Source organism: Aeromonas sp. JL9, assembly GCF_024436075.1.
GTDB classification, from domain to species: domain Bacteria; phylum Pseudomonadota; class Gammaproteobacteria; order Enterobacterales; family Aeromonadaceae; genus Aeromonas; species Aeromonas veronii.
The window spans coordinates 1-15547 of record NZ_JANFNV010000039.1 but is presented as its reverse complement, the minus strand read 5'-3'; the positions used below and the strand labels follow the sequence as shown (position 1 = coordinate 15547).

Sequence of the window (15547 nt, the reverse complement as noted above, 5' to 3'; positions counted from 1 at the left end):
GCCCGTAGCTCAGCTGGATAGAGTACCTGGCTACGAACCAGGTGGTCAGAGGTTCGAATCCTCTCGGGCGCACCATACAGACAGCCTCGACTTCGGTCGGGGCTGTTTTTTTATGGGCGACATTTACCCCTGTCGTGTGGATCCGCGTTCGCTGTGGCGGCCGGGTCACCCTCCTGCCTGTCTGTTCTTGTCCTCTTTTATACCTCTTCTGTTATTGAGCTGTGTTCTTCTGAACGGTACAACCCTTTGCCTCATCTATAGGCGCGCTGTATGCCTGCTGTTGCAACGGCAGATGCCGGGCCACTAATCACTCAAGGTTCGCTCATCAACATCCTGCAAGGCCTGCTGAAGCGTTCTGCAGGCAATAAAAAAGGATGCCGCAGCATCCTTTTGTGTTGAGATATTTACTCAGCTTTTCAGCCATTTGCGAATGCGGTTGGCATCGCCGATGGGGGTGCGTTTGCCCACCGAGTTGAGCAGCACGATGGCTAGCTCGCGGCTGTCCGGTTTGGCGCGCATCACCAGACAGCGTCCTGCCTCGTCAGTGAAGCCGGTCTTGGAGAGGCGCACGTCCCAATCCGGGTTTTTCACCAGCGGGTTGGTGTTGTTGAACATCAGGCTGTAGGCGGGGGCGCTGAAGCGCATCTCCCGGTTCTCATCCTGAGTGAACTGACGGATCAGCGGCTGACGGTAGGCGGCGGCAGCCAGCTTGCCGAGATCCTGGGCGGTAGAGACGTTGCGGGTGGAGAGGCCGGTGGAGTCGTAGAAGTGGGTATTACGCATACCCAGCTGTCTGGCCTTGTTGTTCATGGCTCGCACGAAGGCGCTGCGACCGCCCGGATAGTGACGCGCCAGTGCCGAGGCCATGCGGTTTTCGGAGGACATCAGCGCCAGATGCAGGGCGTCGCGGCGGGTCACCTTGGTGCCCATGCGGATGCGTGAATGAGTATGTTTGACCCGATCCAGATCGTTCTTGTCGACAGTGATGGTCTGGTTGAGATTCTGTTTGGCATCCAGCACCACCAGCGCTGTCATCAGCTTGGTGAGGGAGGCGATGGGACGTACCTTGGTGGCATTCTTCTGGTAGAGCGTCTTGCCCGTTTTTACATCCACGACCAGGGCGCTGCTCGAGCGTACTTCCAGTTTGGCAGGGTTGGGTGCCGCGCTGACCGCAGGCAATCCCAACATTCCCATCAACCCGACAACCAGCGCTGCTGCGCGAATCCGATACCACATACAACCGACTCCATTCCCATCCAAAAAAAGGCGCTAGATTCACTCATTTTTACCCCGGCTTTACAAGGGCCGAGCGGGACTATTTCTGCTATTTGCGCAAAATAGGCGATCAAAAAAGCCCTCTGGTGAGGGCTTTCGGGTCGGGCGTTGGGCGAGGGGTCAATCCCGCGGCTGCACAGCCCTGCGTTTGCTGATCCAGCGCCAGACCAGCGCCACCATGCCACCCACCAGCAGGGCCACCGGCAGATAGATGATGATGTTGAAGAACTGGGTCTGGTATTCGGCGGCCAGCTTGGTGTGGCTCAGGTAGTAGCCAAACCCGACCAGCGGGCAGATCCACATGATGGAGCTGATCAGATTGACGATGAGAAAGCGCCCCTGGGGCAGCTCGGTGGCACCGACGATGTAGGGGTAGGCGGTGCGCACGAAGGCGATATAGCGCGCGGTGATCAGGGTGATGATCCCGTACTTGTCCAGCAGGTGGTAGACCTTCTGCTGGTGTCGCTCTTCCACGTGGGACATCAGCCGATGGTAGAGCTGGGTGTGGCCGAGAAAGCGCCCCTGCATGTAACCGAGCCAGGTGCCGACAAAGGTAGCCATGATCAACAGCGGGATCACCCCGAGAGACAATACATCCTGATAGATGAGCACGCCGGTGAGGATCAGCAGGCTGTCACCGGGCAGAAAGGCGGTAGGGATGAATCCGTTTTCCAGTACCAGAAACGTCAGAATCACACCACAGATCATGAAGGCCATCTTGGGATCGGAAAGTGTGTTCAGATCGTGATTCATAAAGGCGTGAGCCAGTTGGTAAAACTGCTCCATACTTGCAAACTCCGCAGGTTAGCTGGGTTGATCGGTCAAGGGCATGGCGAGCACCTTGTCGATGCGCAGGCCATCCATGTCAACAATTTCCAGTTGCCACTGTTCCAGTGTCACCAGGTCTCCGGTTTGTGGAACACGACCAAGGAGCAGCATGATAAGCCCTCCGAGGGTGTGATAGTGATGTTTTTCTTCTTCTGGCAGACGAACCAGCTCCAGACAGTCCTTCAACTCTGGCAGCGGGATCAGGCCATCGAGCAGCCAGCTGCCGTCGGCGCGCCGGAAGGCCCAGTTGTCCTCGCCATCCTCCTGCTGGAAATCCCCCGCCAGCGCCTCCAGCAGATCCTGCTGGGTGACCAGTCCCTGCAGCTCGCCATATTCGTCAACCACCAGCGCCATCTGTTCGCTGTGGGTGCGGAAGTGGTTGAGCAGCTCGACACCGTTGAGGGTCTCGGGCAGCAGGCTGCCCTCCTGGGTCAGGGCAGCCAGATCGATGGGCTCTCCCTTGATATAGGCGTGCAGCACCTTGCTGACATTGATGATTCCCACCAATTCTGACAGGTTGCCGTCGCAGACTGGAAAATAGCTGTGGCGATACTCCACCAGCCGCTGCAGGTTGGTCTCCAGCGGCAGCGCCAGATCCAGATAGCGGATATCGCTGCGCGGCACCATCAGGGAGGAGAGGCTGCGCTCGTCGAGACGAAAGACGTTGCGCAGCATGGTGTGTTCATGATCCTCGATTACCCCGGCTTCCGATCCTTCCACCAGCATGGCGTGGATCTCCTCCTCGGTGACGTTAGCGCTGCCGTTCTGGTTTACCCGCAGCAGCCGCAGGCTGGCATTGGTGGAGGCCGACAGCAGCCAGACGAAGGGGCGGGTCAGGGTGGCGAGCCAGTGCATGGGGCGGGCCACCAGACAGGCGATGCGTTCGGCATTGAGCTGGCCGAGCCGCTTGGGCACCAGCTCCCCCACCACGATGGAGAGGTAAGTAACCACCACCACCACAATGATGGTGGCGATCAGGCCACTGCTCTTGGCCGGGAGTCCCCACTCCTGCAACCAGAGGGAGAAGGGCTGGGCCAGCAGGGATTCGCCGTAGATACCGTTGAGCAGACCTATGCTGGTAATGCCGATCTGGACGGCAGAGAGAAAATGGGTCGGGTCTTCGCCCAGTTTGAGGGCAATGGCGGCGGAGCGGTTGCCTTCAGAGGCAAGCTTGCCGAGGCGAGCCTTGCGTGCGGTGACGATGGCGATTTCTGACATGGCGAAGACGCCATTAAGCAAAATCAATCCCAGCAGGATCAATATTTCCATACAGCAACAGCACTCCTTGAGTGGATAAGATCGCTGGCAGTGTAATGAATTTGGCGGCGATGCGCTTGTGAAAGCGGGTGATCCGGCTCGCTAATTTGCTGACGCGAGTCCGTGATGGCGAGAAAAGGGGCAAGGATGGAGCCAACGAGACGGAGCACGCGGCGAGGCGGGCGCCACGGGATGGAAAAGGGCGGGAAGTCCCGCCCTTGCTCATCTCAGTTCAGAAACGCCTTATCAGAACTGCTGGAACCAGCGCTGGATCTGGGCCGGATCCTTGCTCTGGGTCAGGGAGAGCATCAGCAACACCCGTGCTTTCTGCGGGTTGAGGGTTTCGGCGGCCACGAAGCCGTACTTGGCATCATCGATCTCGGCATCCAGGGTGGTGGCGCCGGTCGGCACGCGGGCTGAGCGCACCACGCGGATGCCATCCTTGCTCGCCTTGGCCAGGGTGTCGAACAGGGTGTGGTAGAGGTTGCCGTTACCCACCCCGGCACTGACGATGCCGTCGAACTTGGCATCCACCATCGCCTTGGCAGGCAAGTCGGTGGCGTTGGCGTAGCTGTAGACGATGCCCACTTGCGGCAGCTTGTCGAGCTTGCTCACGTCAAACGGGGTCTTGCTGGTGTGCAGACGGGCCGGGCTGCGCTGATAGTCGATCTTGCCGTTGTGGATGTAACCCAGCGGGCCAAAGTTGGGGGAGGCGAAGGTCTGCACCCCGGTGGTGTTGGTCTTGGTGACGTCGCGAGCATCCAGCACGGTGTCGTTCATCGCCACCATGACGCCACGGCCTTTGGAGGCGGGGTCGGAGGCGGTCACTACGGCGTTGTAGAGGTTGAGCGGGCCATCAGCACTCATGGCGGTGGAGGGGCGCATGGCGCCGACCAGTACCACCGGCTTGTCGCTCTTGACGGTCAGATTGAGGAAGTAGGCGGTCTCTTCCATGGTGTCGGTGCCGTGGGTGATGACGATGCCATCCACGTCATCCTTGGCCAGCAGCTCGTTGACCCGCTTGGCCAGCGTGAGCCACACCTCGTCGTTCATGTCCTGGGAGCCGATCTTGACCACCTGCTCTCCCTGCACATCGGCCACGTTTTTCATCTCGGGCACGGCGGCGATCAGCGTCTCGATGGCCACCTTGCCTGCCTCGTAGTTGGACTGGGTGGCAGATTGGCCTGCCCCGGCGATGGTGCCGCCGGTAGCCAGAATATGGACGCTGGGCAGGGCCATCGCCATGGGGGAGAGGGTCAGGCCGACGACGGCGGCGAGCAGGGTCTTGCGGATCGGTAGGGTCATGCTGCAAATCCTTATGGTTGGAATAATCGCAGCAAGTTTGCCCGTTTAATAACCCGGGTCTGTGATAAAACTCACCAAAAGACAGGTGAGTACAGATTTTTAACCTGTTTTATACCTCTATGGAGATAATTTAACTCGCAGAGAAACCCTTGGCTTCGATCAGGGCGATCAGCTCGGCCTTGCTCAGCTCGCTCTCGATGAAGGCCTTGCTGCTGGCGAAATCGACGGTCGCGGTGGTGACCGCAGGCTGGGCCAGCAGCGCTTTTTGCAGACTGGCGGCGCAGCCACCACAGGACATGCCGGACACGGTGAGTTCGATGGTCATGGGATATCTCCTCTGTTGATGAGCGCCAGCCTAAAGCTGCCGCCTCCGGCAAGGTCAAGCTGTCAGTACATCAGGCCCAGATAGTTCATCAGGGTTGCTCCCTGCCAGTGTATGGGAGCCAAGGTTCGTGGTGGCGATGAGGTTGGCAGTTTCCTCGGGCAGGGTCAGTACATAAGACCGAGGTAATTCATCAGAGTTGCCCCGAGGCTGGTAGTGACCAGCGAACCGAGGGTGGTGGTGGCGATGATGTTTGCGGCCAGCACGCTGTCACCCCCCATGGCGCGGGTCATCACGTAGCTGGCGGCGGCGGTCGGGGTGGCGCTGATGAGAAACAGAATGCCCAGCTCCAGATGGCTGAAACCGAGCAGGGCCGCTCCCAGGGTGAACGCAGCCGGAATGAGGCAGAGCCGCATGATGCTGGCCCAACCAGCCAGCGCCGCGCCACCGCGCAGGGCGTCGAGACTGAGGGAGGCGCCGGTGCAGAGCAGCGCCAGCGGCAACGTCATATTGGCGAAGTAGCTGCCGGTGGTGAGCAGCAGTTGCGGCATCTTGATGCCGAGCAGGCTGAACGGCAGCGCCGCCACAATGGCGATGATCAGCGGATTCTTGATGATGCCGAGCAGGATGGGGCGAATGCCGGTGGCGCCGCCGAGACTGCGGGTGAGGGTGATCACCGCGAGAATGTTGTAGAGCACGGTCACCGCGCCGACATAGAAGGCCGCCGCCCCCAGCCCTTCGTGGCCGTAGGCGTTCTGCACATAGGCGAGCCCGATAATGGCGCTGTTGCCGCGAAAGCTCCCTTGCACGAAGATGCCGCGCAGCCGCGGCTCCCCGATAAAACGTCCGGCCAGCAGCTCCAGCACCAGATAGCTGATAACGGTGGCGAGCAGGCCATAGCCGATAAACCAGAGGCTCGGCATGGTGGCGAAGTTGGTACCCAGAATACTGAGAAAGAGCAAAGCGGGCAGGGTGACCTGAAACACCAGTCGCGAGGCGGATTCGGTAAAGGGATCCGGCAGCAGCCCCAGCCGCTTGAGCAAGATGCCGAGCAGCAGCACCACGCAGATGGGGCCTGTGATGGAGAGGGAGAAGAGCAGACTGGCCAGCAGATCCATGATGGGCATCCTGTGCTGTGCCCACACACCCTGACGGCGGGGCAAAAAGGGCATTCTAACGCCATGGGCTTGTATTCACAGGGGTTAATCACAACAATGTGGGCAATTCCACCGCCTAGCCTCCAGTGAGCCAATTCATGGACAAGAAACTGACCATCCTCGATATCGCCCGCCTCTCGGGGGTCGGCAAGTCGACTGTCTCCCGGGTGCTCAATCAGGATCCCAAGGTGAAGCAGGAGACCCGCGAGCGGGTGGAGCAGATCATCGCCGAGCACGGTTTCGTGCCGAGCAAGTCGGCGCGTGCCATGCGCAGCCAAAGCCAGCAGGTGGTGGGGATCATCGTCTCGCGGCTCGACTCCAGTTCGGAGAATCAGGCGGTGCGCGGCATGCTGGAGACCCTCTACCAGCGCGGCTACGATGCCGTGCTGATGGAGAGCAAGTTCTCCCCCGCCAAGGTACAGGAGCATCTGGCGGTGCTGGAGCGGCGCGGGGTGGATGGCATTATCCTTTTCGCCTTCAATGACTTGGACTATGCCGCTATGGCGCCGCTGAAAGAGAAGCTGGTGCTGGTCGCTCGTGAATATCCCGGTTTCTCCTCGGTCTGCTTCGACGACGCCGGTGCGGTGCGCACCATGCTGGCGCAGTTGGCAAGCCGTGGTGCCCGCGATATCGCCTATCTGGGGGTGGATGCCTCGGATCTCACCACCGGCCAACGCCGCCTCGACGCCTATCTCGCTTACTGCGCAGAGCAAGGGTTGCACCCGCGCAGCGCCCTCGGTGATCTCAGCCTGCAGAGCGGCTACCGGTTGGCGGCCGAGCTGCTTACCCCCTCCACCCAGGCGCTGGTCTGCGCCAGCGACACCCTCGCCATCGGTGCGGCAAAATACCTGCAAGAACAAGGGCGTAGCGAGGTGCTGGTGACCGGACTTGGCAACAATCCCATGCTCAGTTTCCTCTTCCCCAACGCCCTCAGTCTCGATCTTGGCTACAAGGGGGCAGGGGAGCAGGCGGCGCGTCAGCTGCTCGGTCAGATTGAGCAGGAGCAGCCTCCGCTGGTGACTATCGCCCCCTGCCGAACCCTGTGAGCCCCATCACTTCTGACTGAGCAAAAAGTGCGCTTTTTGTGACGCTGGCCACGAATTGGGAACGTTCCCATTTTGATCTGGCCAGATTGTCGGCATGCTAAATGGGAACGATACCAAAAACGCTCCGGCCGACAGACTGGCTCAAAAGGGCGATACAGACCACTATTCAATGGCGTCACAGAGGGAAGACCCATGTCCAAGATCAACGCACAGCAGCTTGCCACCCTGATCGACAAGATCGGCGGCAAGGAGAACATCGCCACCGTCAGCCACTGCCTGACCCGGTTGCGCTTCGTCCTGAACGATCCGGCCAAGGCCGACAGCAAGGCTATCGAAACCATCCCGGCGGTTAAGGGAAGCTTCACCCAGGGCGGTCAGTTCCAGGTGGTGATCGGTAACGAGGTAGAGCAGTGGTACAAGGCGCTGACCGAACAGCTCGGCGTCAGCGGTGGCAGCAAGGAGACCGCCAAGCAGGCGGCGCGCCAGAACATGAACCCGCTGGAGCGGGGCATTTCCCATCTGGCGGAGATCTTCGTTCCGTTGCTGCCCGCCATCATCACCGGCGGTCTGATCCTGGGCTTTCGCAACGTCATCGGCGACATCAAGATGTTTGACGATGGCACTCACACCCTCACCGAGATCAGCCAATTCTGGGCTCAGGTACACGCCTTCCTCTGGCTGTTGGGCGAGGCGATTTTCCACTTCCTGCCGGTCGGCGTCTGCTGGTCTGCAGTGAAGAAGATGGGCGGCTCCGAGATCTTGGGTATCGTGCTCGGTATCACTCTGGTGTCGCCGCAGTTGATGAACGCCTACGGCATCGGTCAGCAGACCCCGGAGGTGTGGGACTTCGGCCTGTTCGTGATCCAGAAGGTGGGTTATCAGGCCCAGGTCATTCCGGCGCTGCTGGCGGGTGTCTTCCTTGCCTGGGTGGAGACCAACCTCAAGCGGATCATTCCGGCCTATCTCTATCTGGTGATTGTGCCGTTTGTCTCGCTTTTGCTGGCAGTGATCGTGGCCCACGCCTTTATCGGCCCGTTCGGTCGCTGGATTGGTGATGGCGTCGGTTTCGCAGCCAAGGCCGCCATGACCGGCTCCTTCGCTCCCATCGGCGCTGCCCTGTTCGGTTTCCTCTACGCACCGCTGGTCATTACCGGTATCCACCACACCACCAACGCAGTGGATCTGCAGCTGATGCAGAGCATGGGTGGCACCCCGATCTGGCCGCTGATCGCCCTCTCCAACATCGCCCAGGCTTCTGCGGTCGTCGGCATCATTCTGATTAGCCGCAAGGAGAACGAGCGGGAGATCTCGGTACCTGCCGCCATCTCCGCCTACCTCGGGGTGACCGAGCCGGCCATGTACGGTATCAACCTCAAGTACAAGTTCCCCATGCTGTGCGCCATGGTGGGTTCCAGCCTTGCGGCCCTTATCTGCGGTTTCGCCGGAGTGATGGCCAACGGCATCGGGGTCGGGGGCCTGCCGGGCATCCTCTCTATCCAGCCGCAATACTGGGCGGTATTTGCCATCGCCATGCTGGTCGCCATCGTGGTGCCGGTGGTGCTGACCCTGCTGGTCTACAAGCGCCAGCAAGCGGCCGGCAAGTTGGCCCAAGCCCGCGCCTGACACTGATTATCAGGGCGACCCGTGGGTCGCCCTCTCCATTTTCTATTCGAGACAAGAGAAAGACCCATGAGCCAAACACCCTGGTGGCAGAGTGCCGTGATTTACCAGATTTACCCCAAGAGCTTTCAGGATTCCGCTGCTCGTGGCACCGGCGATCTCAAGGGGATCATGGCCCGCCTCGACTATCTCAAGACCTTGGGCGTCGATGCCCTCTGGCTGACCCCTGTCTACGTCTCCCCGCAGGTGGACAACGGCTACGACATCGCCGACTACCTTGCCATCGACCCCGCCTACGGCACCATGGATGATTTCGAGGCGCTGCTGGCCGCCGCCCACGCGCGCGACATCCGCATCGTGATGGATATAGTGGTCAACCACACTTCCACCGAGCACGCCTGGTTCAAGTCGGCGCTGGGGGATAAAAACAGCCCCTACCGCGACTACTACATCTGGCGCGATCCGGTAGATGGCGGCGTGCCCAACAACTGGCAATCCAAGTTTGGCGGCAGCGCCTGGGAGCTGGACTCAGCCACCGGCCAGTACTACCTGCACCTGTTTGCCCGCGAGCAGGCGGATCTCAACTGGGAAAATCCTGCAGTGCGCGCCGAGGTGAAAAACATCATCCACTTCTGGGCCAAGAAGGGGGTCGATGGGTTCCGGCTCGATGTCATCAACCTTATTTCCAAGGATCAGGCGTTCCCGAACGACGAAATAGGCGATGGCCGCCGTTTCTACACCGACGGGCCGCGCATCCACGAATTCCTGCAGGATGTGAGCCGCGATGTCTTTGCCCCGGTGGGAGCCATGACGGTGGGGGAGATGTCCTCTACTTCACTGGAGCACTGTCAGCGCTATGGTGCGCTGGATGGTTCCGAGCTCTCCATGGTGTTCAACTTCCACCATCTGAAGGTGGATTACCCCAACGGCGACAAGTGGACCAAGGCGCCGTTCGATTTCCTCGAACTCAAGCGCATCTTCAACCACTGGCAGAGTGGCATGCACGGCAAGGGGTGGTCGGCGCTGTTCTGGTGCAACCACGATCAGCCGCGCATCGTCTCCCGTTTCGGCGATGAGGGCGAGCATCGGGTAGTGGCCGCCAAGATGCTGGCCAGCACGCTGCACGGCCTGCAAGGCACCCCCTACATCTATCAGGGGGAGGAGATCGGCATGACCAACCCCGGCTATCAGCGCATCGATGACTATCAGGATGTGGAGAGCCGCAATATCTTCGCCATCAAGCAGGCTGAGGGGATGAGCGAGGCCGAGATCCTTGCCATTCTAGGCGCCAAGTCCCGCGACAACTCGCGTACCCCGATGCAGTGGAGCGCTGCGGCCAACGCCGGTTTCACCAGCGGGACGCCCTGGCTCAAGCCTGCCGCCAACTATCCCGAGATCAACGCCGAGGCGGCGCTGGCCGACCAGAATTCGGTGTTCTGGCACTATCGGGATCTCATCGCCCTTCGCAAGGCGCACTCCATCTTCACCCAGGGGGATTATCAGGAGCTGCTGACGGGGCACCCGCAGATCTGGGCCTATGCCCGCCGTGCCAACGGTCAGACCCTGCTGGTGGTGAGCAACTTCTACGGCGAGCCGATGGAGTTTGCCTTGCCTGCCGAGCTGCAAAGCGCTCAAGGTCGCCTGCTGCTCGGCAACTACCCCGATAGCCCGGCCCAACCGCAATCGGGTATGCTGCGCCCTTATGAATCCCTGATCTGGTTGATGGAGTAGGTAATGGAGAAGGTGGTGCGCGGTGCCGAGTGGCAGAAGATGGTGGCGGGGGAGCCTTATGATGCGGGCGATCCCGAGCTGAAAGCGGCGCGCGAGCGCTGCCGCAGGCTCTATCACACCTTCAACACCAGCTGGCAGGAGAAACCGGCGCGGGATGCCCTGCTTCATGAACTGCTGGGCGGTCGTGGCCAGGAGTGTGCCATCAATCCGCCGTTCTTCTGCGACTATGGCGTCAACATCTTCGTCGGTGAGAACTTCTACGCCAACGTCAATTGCACCATCCTCGACGTCTGTGAGGTGCACATCGGCGACAACGTGCTGCTGGCGCCCGGTGTGCAGATCTACACCGCTGCTCACCCGGTGGCGGTGGCGCCGCGCATCAGGGGTGTCGAGTTCGGCAAGCCGGTACGGATCGGCCACAACGTCTGGATTGGCGGCAGCGTCGTCATCTGCCCCGGTGTCACTATCGGTGATAACAGCGTCATCGGCGCAGGCTCGGTGGTGACCAAAGATGTGCCCGCCAATGTGGTGGCGGCTGGCAACCCTTGCAAGGTGCTTCGGCCGATGACGGCACAGGAGCTTGAAGGCGTCATCCAGCGGTGAACAGGGGCCATGAATGCAATTGCTATCTGACTGATAGAAAAGCGACTTTCAGATTGTTTTGCATTCAGTGCTTATGTTCGGGGCCGCTTGGCCGATACTGTTGAATGCAGGAGGAACCCTATGGATATATCAAGTTCTGCAAATGCGTCGTTTGGTTCTGCTCTGATGACGGCCAGTCTGGCCAAGAAACAGCAGACCCAAGAGGGCGAAGCTGCGCTGAAGCTGCTGCAAAACGCAGCGCAATCAGCGCCGGTTGCACCGACATCGGCCAGCGCTTCTCTGGGAAGCAAGATCGATATTCGCGTCTGACCCTAATGAAAAAGCCCCCATCTTGCGATGGGGGCTTTTTTATCTCTGCGATTTGCGGGATCAGACCGGGAAAGGAGCCGGCGCCTCGAAGGTCATCCGCTCGCCGCTACGGGGGTGACTGATGGTCAACATGGCCGCATGCAGGTAGAGATGGGGCGCCGCCGCCAGCGCATCCGGATTGGCGTAGAGGTTGTCACCCAGGATCGGGTGCCCCAGCTCCAGCATATGGACGCGCAGCTGGTGCGAGCGACCTGTGATGGGGGTCAGCTTAATCAGGCTGTTACCGTTCTCCACCTTCAGTTTCTGCCACAGGGTCAGAGCGTGACGCCCCTCCTCGTGATCCACCTTCTGTTTCGGGCGGTTGGGCCAGTCGACGCAGAGCGGCAGGTCAACCTGACCCGACTCTGCCTCCGGCTCACCCCACACCCAGGCGAGGTAGTGTTTCTCGGTCTCCCGCTCGCGAAATTGTCGGCTCAGCTCCCGATGAGAGTTGGGATTGAGAGGAATGACGATGACGCCAGTGGTGGACATGTCGAGGCGATGAGCTGCCGCCGCCTTGGGGTGTTGCTGTTTCACCCGATGCAGGACGCTGTCTTCATTCTCGGGGCCGCGCCCGGGGACGCTTAGCAGGCCAGTGGGCTTGTTGACCACCATGATGTCCTTGTCCTTGAACAGGATATCGAGCCAGGGTTCCAGAGGCGGTGAGTATTCAAACATAAATGTCTCGCATCAGAAGGTGGGGGCAAGCCCCCATCAGTTATGGGTAACCACGACAAAGCGGCCTTGGGTATCCAGTTTGAGCTGGGTCTGGCCGCTGTCGGTCGGTACCTTGTCAGTTATGGGTGACCACGATAAAGCGGATGGCATCCAGCTTGAGTTGGGTCTGATCGATCAGGTGGTGCAATTCTGCCTGCAGATTGCGCAGATAATCCAGTTCGCTGTCGCGCACGTTCGGGTTGACCGCCTTGAGCGCTTCCAGACGATCCAGATCCTGCTGCAGGGTCTGCGCCATCTGGGCACGGGCCTTGTCGACAATCCCGGCTTTCAGCTCTTCGGCAATGGCCTGGCCCTTGCCAATCAGACCGTGGATCACCGGCTGGGATGCAGTCACAAGCTTGCTGCCGAGGTGGCGATTGACCGGCGTCAGCTGGCGGTTGAAGGCATCGAACGCCACTTTCTCACCCAGATTCTGGCCGTTCTTGTCCATCAGCAGACGGATCGGCGTCGGCGGCATGAAGCGGTAGAGCTGGGGATGGGCCGCAGACTCGGCAACGAAGATCAGCTCAAGCAGGATGGAGCCGATGGGCAGCGCCTTGTTCTTGAGCAGTGCGACCGAGGTGGCACCGATCTCGGAGCCCAGGATCAGGTCGATACCGCCGCGCATCATGGGGTGATCCCAGGAGAGCAGCGCCATGTCATCCCGCGACAGGGCTGTGTTGCGATCGAAGGTGATGGTCATGCCGTCTTGCGGCAGGCCCGGGAAGCTGGAGACCAGCATGTGATCCCCGGGGGTCAGCACCAGCGCGTTCTCGCCACGGTCATCCTGATTGACGCCGATCTCGTCGAACATCTTGAGAGCGAAGGAGATCATGCCAGTGTCGTCATCTTCGGCGGCCAGTTTGTCGACCAGCTGCTGGGCGGCGGCGCCACCGCTGGAGTGGATCTCCAGCAGGCGATCGCGGCCCTGTTCCAGCTTGGCCTTGAGCGGTTCGTGCAGTTCGCGGGTCTTGATCAGCAGGGCGTCGAGGGCCGCCTGATCGCCGGTGTTGGCGGCCAGTAGCTCGAACAGCTCTTCACGTACCGCTTCGAATACCGGGCGGGCAGTCGGGCAGGTCTGCTCGAACGCGTCCAGACCATCGTGATACCAGAGCTGCAGGGCGCGCTGGGCAGTCCCTTCCAGATAGGGAACGTGGATCTCGACGGTATTCTGCTGACCGATACGATCCAGTCGGCCGATACGCTGTTCCAGCAGATCCGGGTTGAGGGGCAGATCGAACAGCACCAGATGGCTGGCAAACTGGAAGTTGCGACCCTCTGAACCGATCTCGGAGCAGAGCAGCACCTGGGCGCCACCCTCTTGCTGGGCGAAATAGGCGGAGGCCTTGTCCCGCTCGAGGATCGACATCCCTTCGTGGAACACGGCACCACGGATCCCTTCACGGGTACGCAGCGCCTCTTCCAGTGCGATGGCGGTCGCCGCTTCGGAGCAGATCACCAGCACCTTCTGCTGGCGAGCTGAGAGCAGCAGCTCCAGCAACCATTCGACACGGGGGTCGAACTGGGTCCAGGTGGCGTTGTCGCCTTCGAACTGCTGGAAGATCTTCTCGGGATAGAGGTAGCGCAGGGCGCGGGTCTGCAGATCGCCACCGTTGCCACCCATCATGCCCATCACCTTGATGGCAGTCTTGTACTGCTCCGGCAGTGGCATGGGGTAGACGTTGAGGTGACGCTCGGGGAAGCCCTGAATATTGGCGCGGCTGTTGCGGAACAGCACCCGGCCGGTGCCATGCTGATCCAGCAGCTTGGCGACCGCCTGCTGACGGGCAGTCGCATCGCTCAAGTCCAGCCCTTCCAGCTGGCTGGCGAGGATCTGTCTGGCTTCATCGCTCAGGGTCTCGCCATCCAGCAGCTCTTGCGCTGCGCTGGCGACCTGACCATAGGCCTGCTCCTCGGCGAGGAAAGCCTCATAGTCGTAGAAACGCTCCGGGTCGAGCAGGCGCAGACGGGCAAAGTGGCTCTGGTGGCCCAGCTGATCCGGAGTAGCGGTCAGCAGCAGTACGCCCGGCACCTGTTCGGCCAGCGCTTCCACCATTTCGTAGGCGCGGCTCGGCGCCTCTTCACTCCACTCCAGATGGTGGGCTTCATCGACAACCAGCAGATCCCACTCGGCCTCCAGCACCTGCTCGAAGCGACGACGCTTCTTGCGCAGGAAGTCGAGGCTGCAGATCACCAGCTGTTCGGTCTCGAAGGGGTTCTCCGCATCGGCAAACGCCTCGATGCAGCGCTCCTCGTCAAACAGGGAGAAGTGCAGGTTGAAGCGGCGCAGCATCTCGACCAGCCACTGGTGCTGGAGCGTTTCGGGCAGCAGAATGAGCACGCGATGGGCGCGGCCGGAGAGCAGCTGCTGATGAATGATCATGCCCGCTTCGATGGTCTTGCCCAGACCCACCTCATCGGCCAGCAGTACGCGCGGAGCGTAGCGGTGACCCACCTCGTGGGCGATATAGAGCTGGTGCGGGATCAGGCTGACCCGGCCACCGGCCAGACCACGAGTCGGGTTGCGACGACGTTGGTGCTGGTTGATCAGCGCCTCGTAGCGCAGGGTGAAGCGGGACATCCGATCGATCTGACCGGCGAACAGGCGATCCTGCGGCTTGTTGAACTTGATAAAGTTGTTGAGAAACACTTCCTTGAGGGCAACGGGCTCATTATTGTCGGTGCGTACACCTACATATATAAGCAGGCCGTCTTTCTCCTGCACTTCTTCGACCGTCATGGTCCAGTCTTCGTGACTGGTGATCTGATCGCCCACATTGAAGCTGACCCGGGTGACCGGCGCCTCTTCTTTGGCATACATGCGGTTTTCACCGGTAGCCGGAAACAACAGGGTAACCATGCGTCCTTCAACAGCAACGACAGTCCCCAACCCCAGATCCGTCTCTGTATCACTAATCCAACGCTGGCCAAGTGCAAAAGGCATTAAACTCTCCAAAGCCCAAGAGTGTGTGAATCGCAAAGGGGCGCTATGTTACCCGAAGGCGTGACCTCGATCATCATGCATATAGATGTAGAGAGACCAAATCGCCACAACCTTGATCTGCTACCACCGCCACGCCATCTAGAGGATAGCGAGCTCGCCAAACGGGTGTGTTATTGCAGGATAAATGCGCTTTTTGGGTGATTAGTGAACGGTTGAACCAAAAATGCGAATTTAATTCGAAAACACCCTTGCAAGCGTGATCCAGATCCCTATAATGCGCCTCCATCGACAGGGCAAGCGGCAACGCAAACAACCTCGTCGATAACCTCGAAAAGCCTTTGAAAATAAGGCTTGACTCGAGAAGGCGGTTGAGTAGAATTCCACTCCCGCAGCA

14 protein-coding genes are annotated in these 15547 nt (G+C 60.2%); 5 read left to right on the top strand and 9 right to left on the bottom strand.

Features of this window, described 5'->3' with window-relative positions; translation table 11 throughout:
• Window positions 1-408: 408 nt before the first annotated feature.
• From pbpG to NOM06_RS19040, 6 genes are all read right to left on the bottom strand, one after another.
• Window positions 409-1236: a D-alanyl-D-alanine endopeptidase gene (gene pbpG, locus NOM06_RS19065; RefSeq protein ID WP_255912760.1), complete on the bottom strand. Its 828-nt coding sequence runs from the start codon at window positions 1234-1236 to the stop codon at window positions 409-411.
• Window positions 1237-1395: 159 nt separating this feature from the next.
• On the bottom strand, window positions 1396-2061 hold the full coding sequence (locus NOM06_RS19060) for a DedA family protein (RefSeq protein WP_181222984.1): 666 nt from the start codon (window positions 2059-2061) through the stop codon (window positions 1396-1398).
• Between the two features lie 18 nt (window positions 2062-2079).
• The gene (locus tag NOM06_RS19055; RefSeq protein ID WP_005336050.1) at window positions 2080-3372 is read right to left on the bottom strand and encodes a hemolysin family protein; all 1293 of its coding nucleotides are present in this window, start codon (window positions 3370-3372) and stop codon (window positions 2080-2082) included.
• A gap of 234 nt (window positions 3373-3606) precedes the next feature.
• Entirely contained in the window at window positions 3607-4665 is a 1059-nt protein-coding gene (gene ansB, locus NOM06_RS19050; RefSeq protein ID WP_255912759.1) for an L-asparaginase 2, read from the bottom strand.
• Window positions 4666-4795: 130 nt separating this feature from the next.
• Window positions 4796-4990 (bottom strand): heavy-metal-associated domain-containing protein, encoded by a 195-nt coding sequence (locus NOM06_RS19045; protein WP_005348755.1) that lies wholly within the window; start codon window positions 4988-4990, stop codon window positions 4796-4798.
• Between the two features lie 164 nt (window positions 4991-5154).
• Complete coding sequence (locus tag NOM06_RS19040) at window positions 5155-6105, bottom strand: AEC family transporter (RefSeq protein ID WP_255912768.1); 951 nt, start codon at window positions 6103-6105, stop codon at window positions 5155-5157.
• 137 nt (window positions 6106-6242) lie between these two features.
• Here NOM06_RS19040 and treR point away from each other — a divergent pair, with 137 nt between their 5' ends.
• The 5 genes from treR to NOM06_RS19015 all read left to right on the top strand — a co-directional run bounded on the left by treR (window position 6243) and on the right by NOM06_RS19015 (window position 11453).
• Entirely contained in the window at window positions 6243-7190 is a 948-nt protein-coding gene (gene treR, locus NOM06_RS19035; RefSeq protein WP_255912758.1) for a trehalose operon repressor TreR, read from the top strand.
• A gap of 192 nt (window positions 7191-7382) precedes the next feature.
• On the top strand, window positions 7383-8813 hold the full coding sequence (treB, locus tag NOM06_RS19030) for a PTS trehalose transporter subunit IIBC (RefSeq protein ID WP_255912757.1): 1431 nt from the start codon (window positions 7383-7385) through the stop codon (window positions 8811-8813).
• 66 nt (window positions 8814-8879) lie between these two features.
• Window positions 8880-10541 carry an alpha,alpha-phosphotrehalase gene (gene treC / locus NOM06_RS19025; protein WP_255912756.1) on the top strand — a complete coding sequence of 554 codons (1662 nt, stop codon included), beginning with the start codon at window positions 8880-8882 and terminating at the stop codon, window positions 10539-10541.
• 3 nt (window positions 10542-10544) lie between these two features.
• The gene (locus NOM06_RS19020; protein WP_255912755.1) at window positions 10545-11144 is read left to right on the top strand and encodes a sugar O-acetyltransferase; all 600 of its coding nucleotides are present in this window, start codon (window positions 10545-10547) and stop codon (window positions 11142-11144) included.
• A gap of 120 nt (window positions 11145-11264) precedes the next feature.
• Complete coding sequence (locus tag NOM06_RS19015) at window positions 11265-11453, top strand: hypothetical protein (RefSeq protein ID WP_005336040.1); 189 nt, start codon at window positions 11265-11267, stop codon at window positions 11451-11453.
• 60 nt (window positions 11454-11513) lie between these two features.
• Here the strand turns inward: NOM06_RS19015 and rluA are convergent, their stop codons facing one another.
• The 3 genes from rluA to NOM06_RS19000 all read right to left on the bottom strand — a co-directional run.
• A complete protein-coding gene (gene rluA / locus NOM06_RS19010; RefSeq protein ID WP_255912754.1) occupies window positions 11514-12170 on the bottom strand; it encodes a bifunctional tRNA pseudouridine(32) synthase/23S rRNA pseudouridine(746) synthase RluA in 657 nt (218 codons plus the stop codon).
• Window positions 12171-12285: 115 nt separating this feature from the next.
• The gene (gene rapA, locus NOM06_RS19005; RefSeq protein WP_255912752.1) at window positions 12286-15153 is read right to left on the bottom strand and encodes an RNA polymerase-associated protein RapA; all 2868 of its coding nucleotides are present in this window, start codon (window positions 15151-15153) and stop codon (window positions 12286-12288) included.
• 73 nt (window positions 15154-15226) lie between these two features.
• Window positions 15227-15547: hypothetical protein (locus tag NOM06_RS19000; protein ID WP_255912750.1), on the bottom strand; the 321-nt coding region annotated here is incomplete at its 5' end.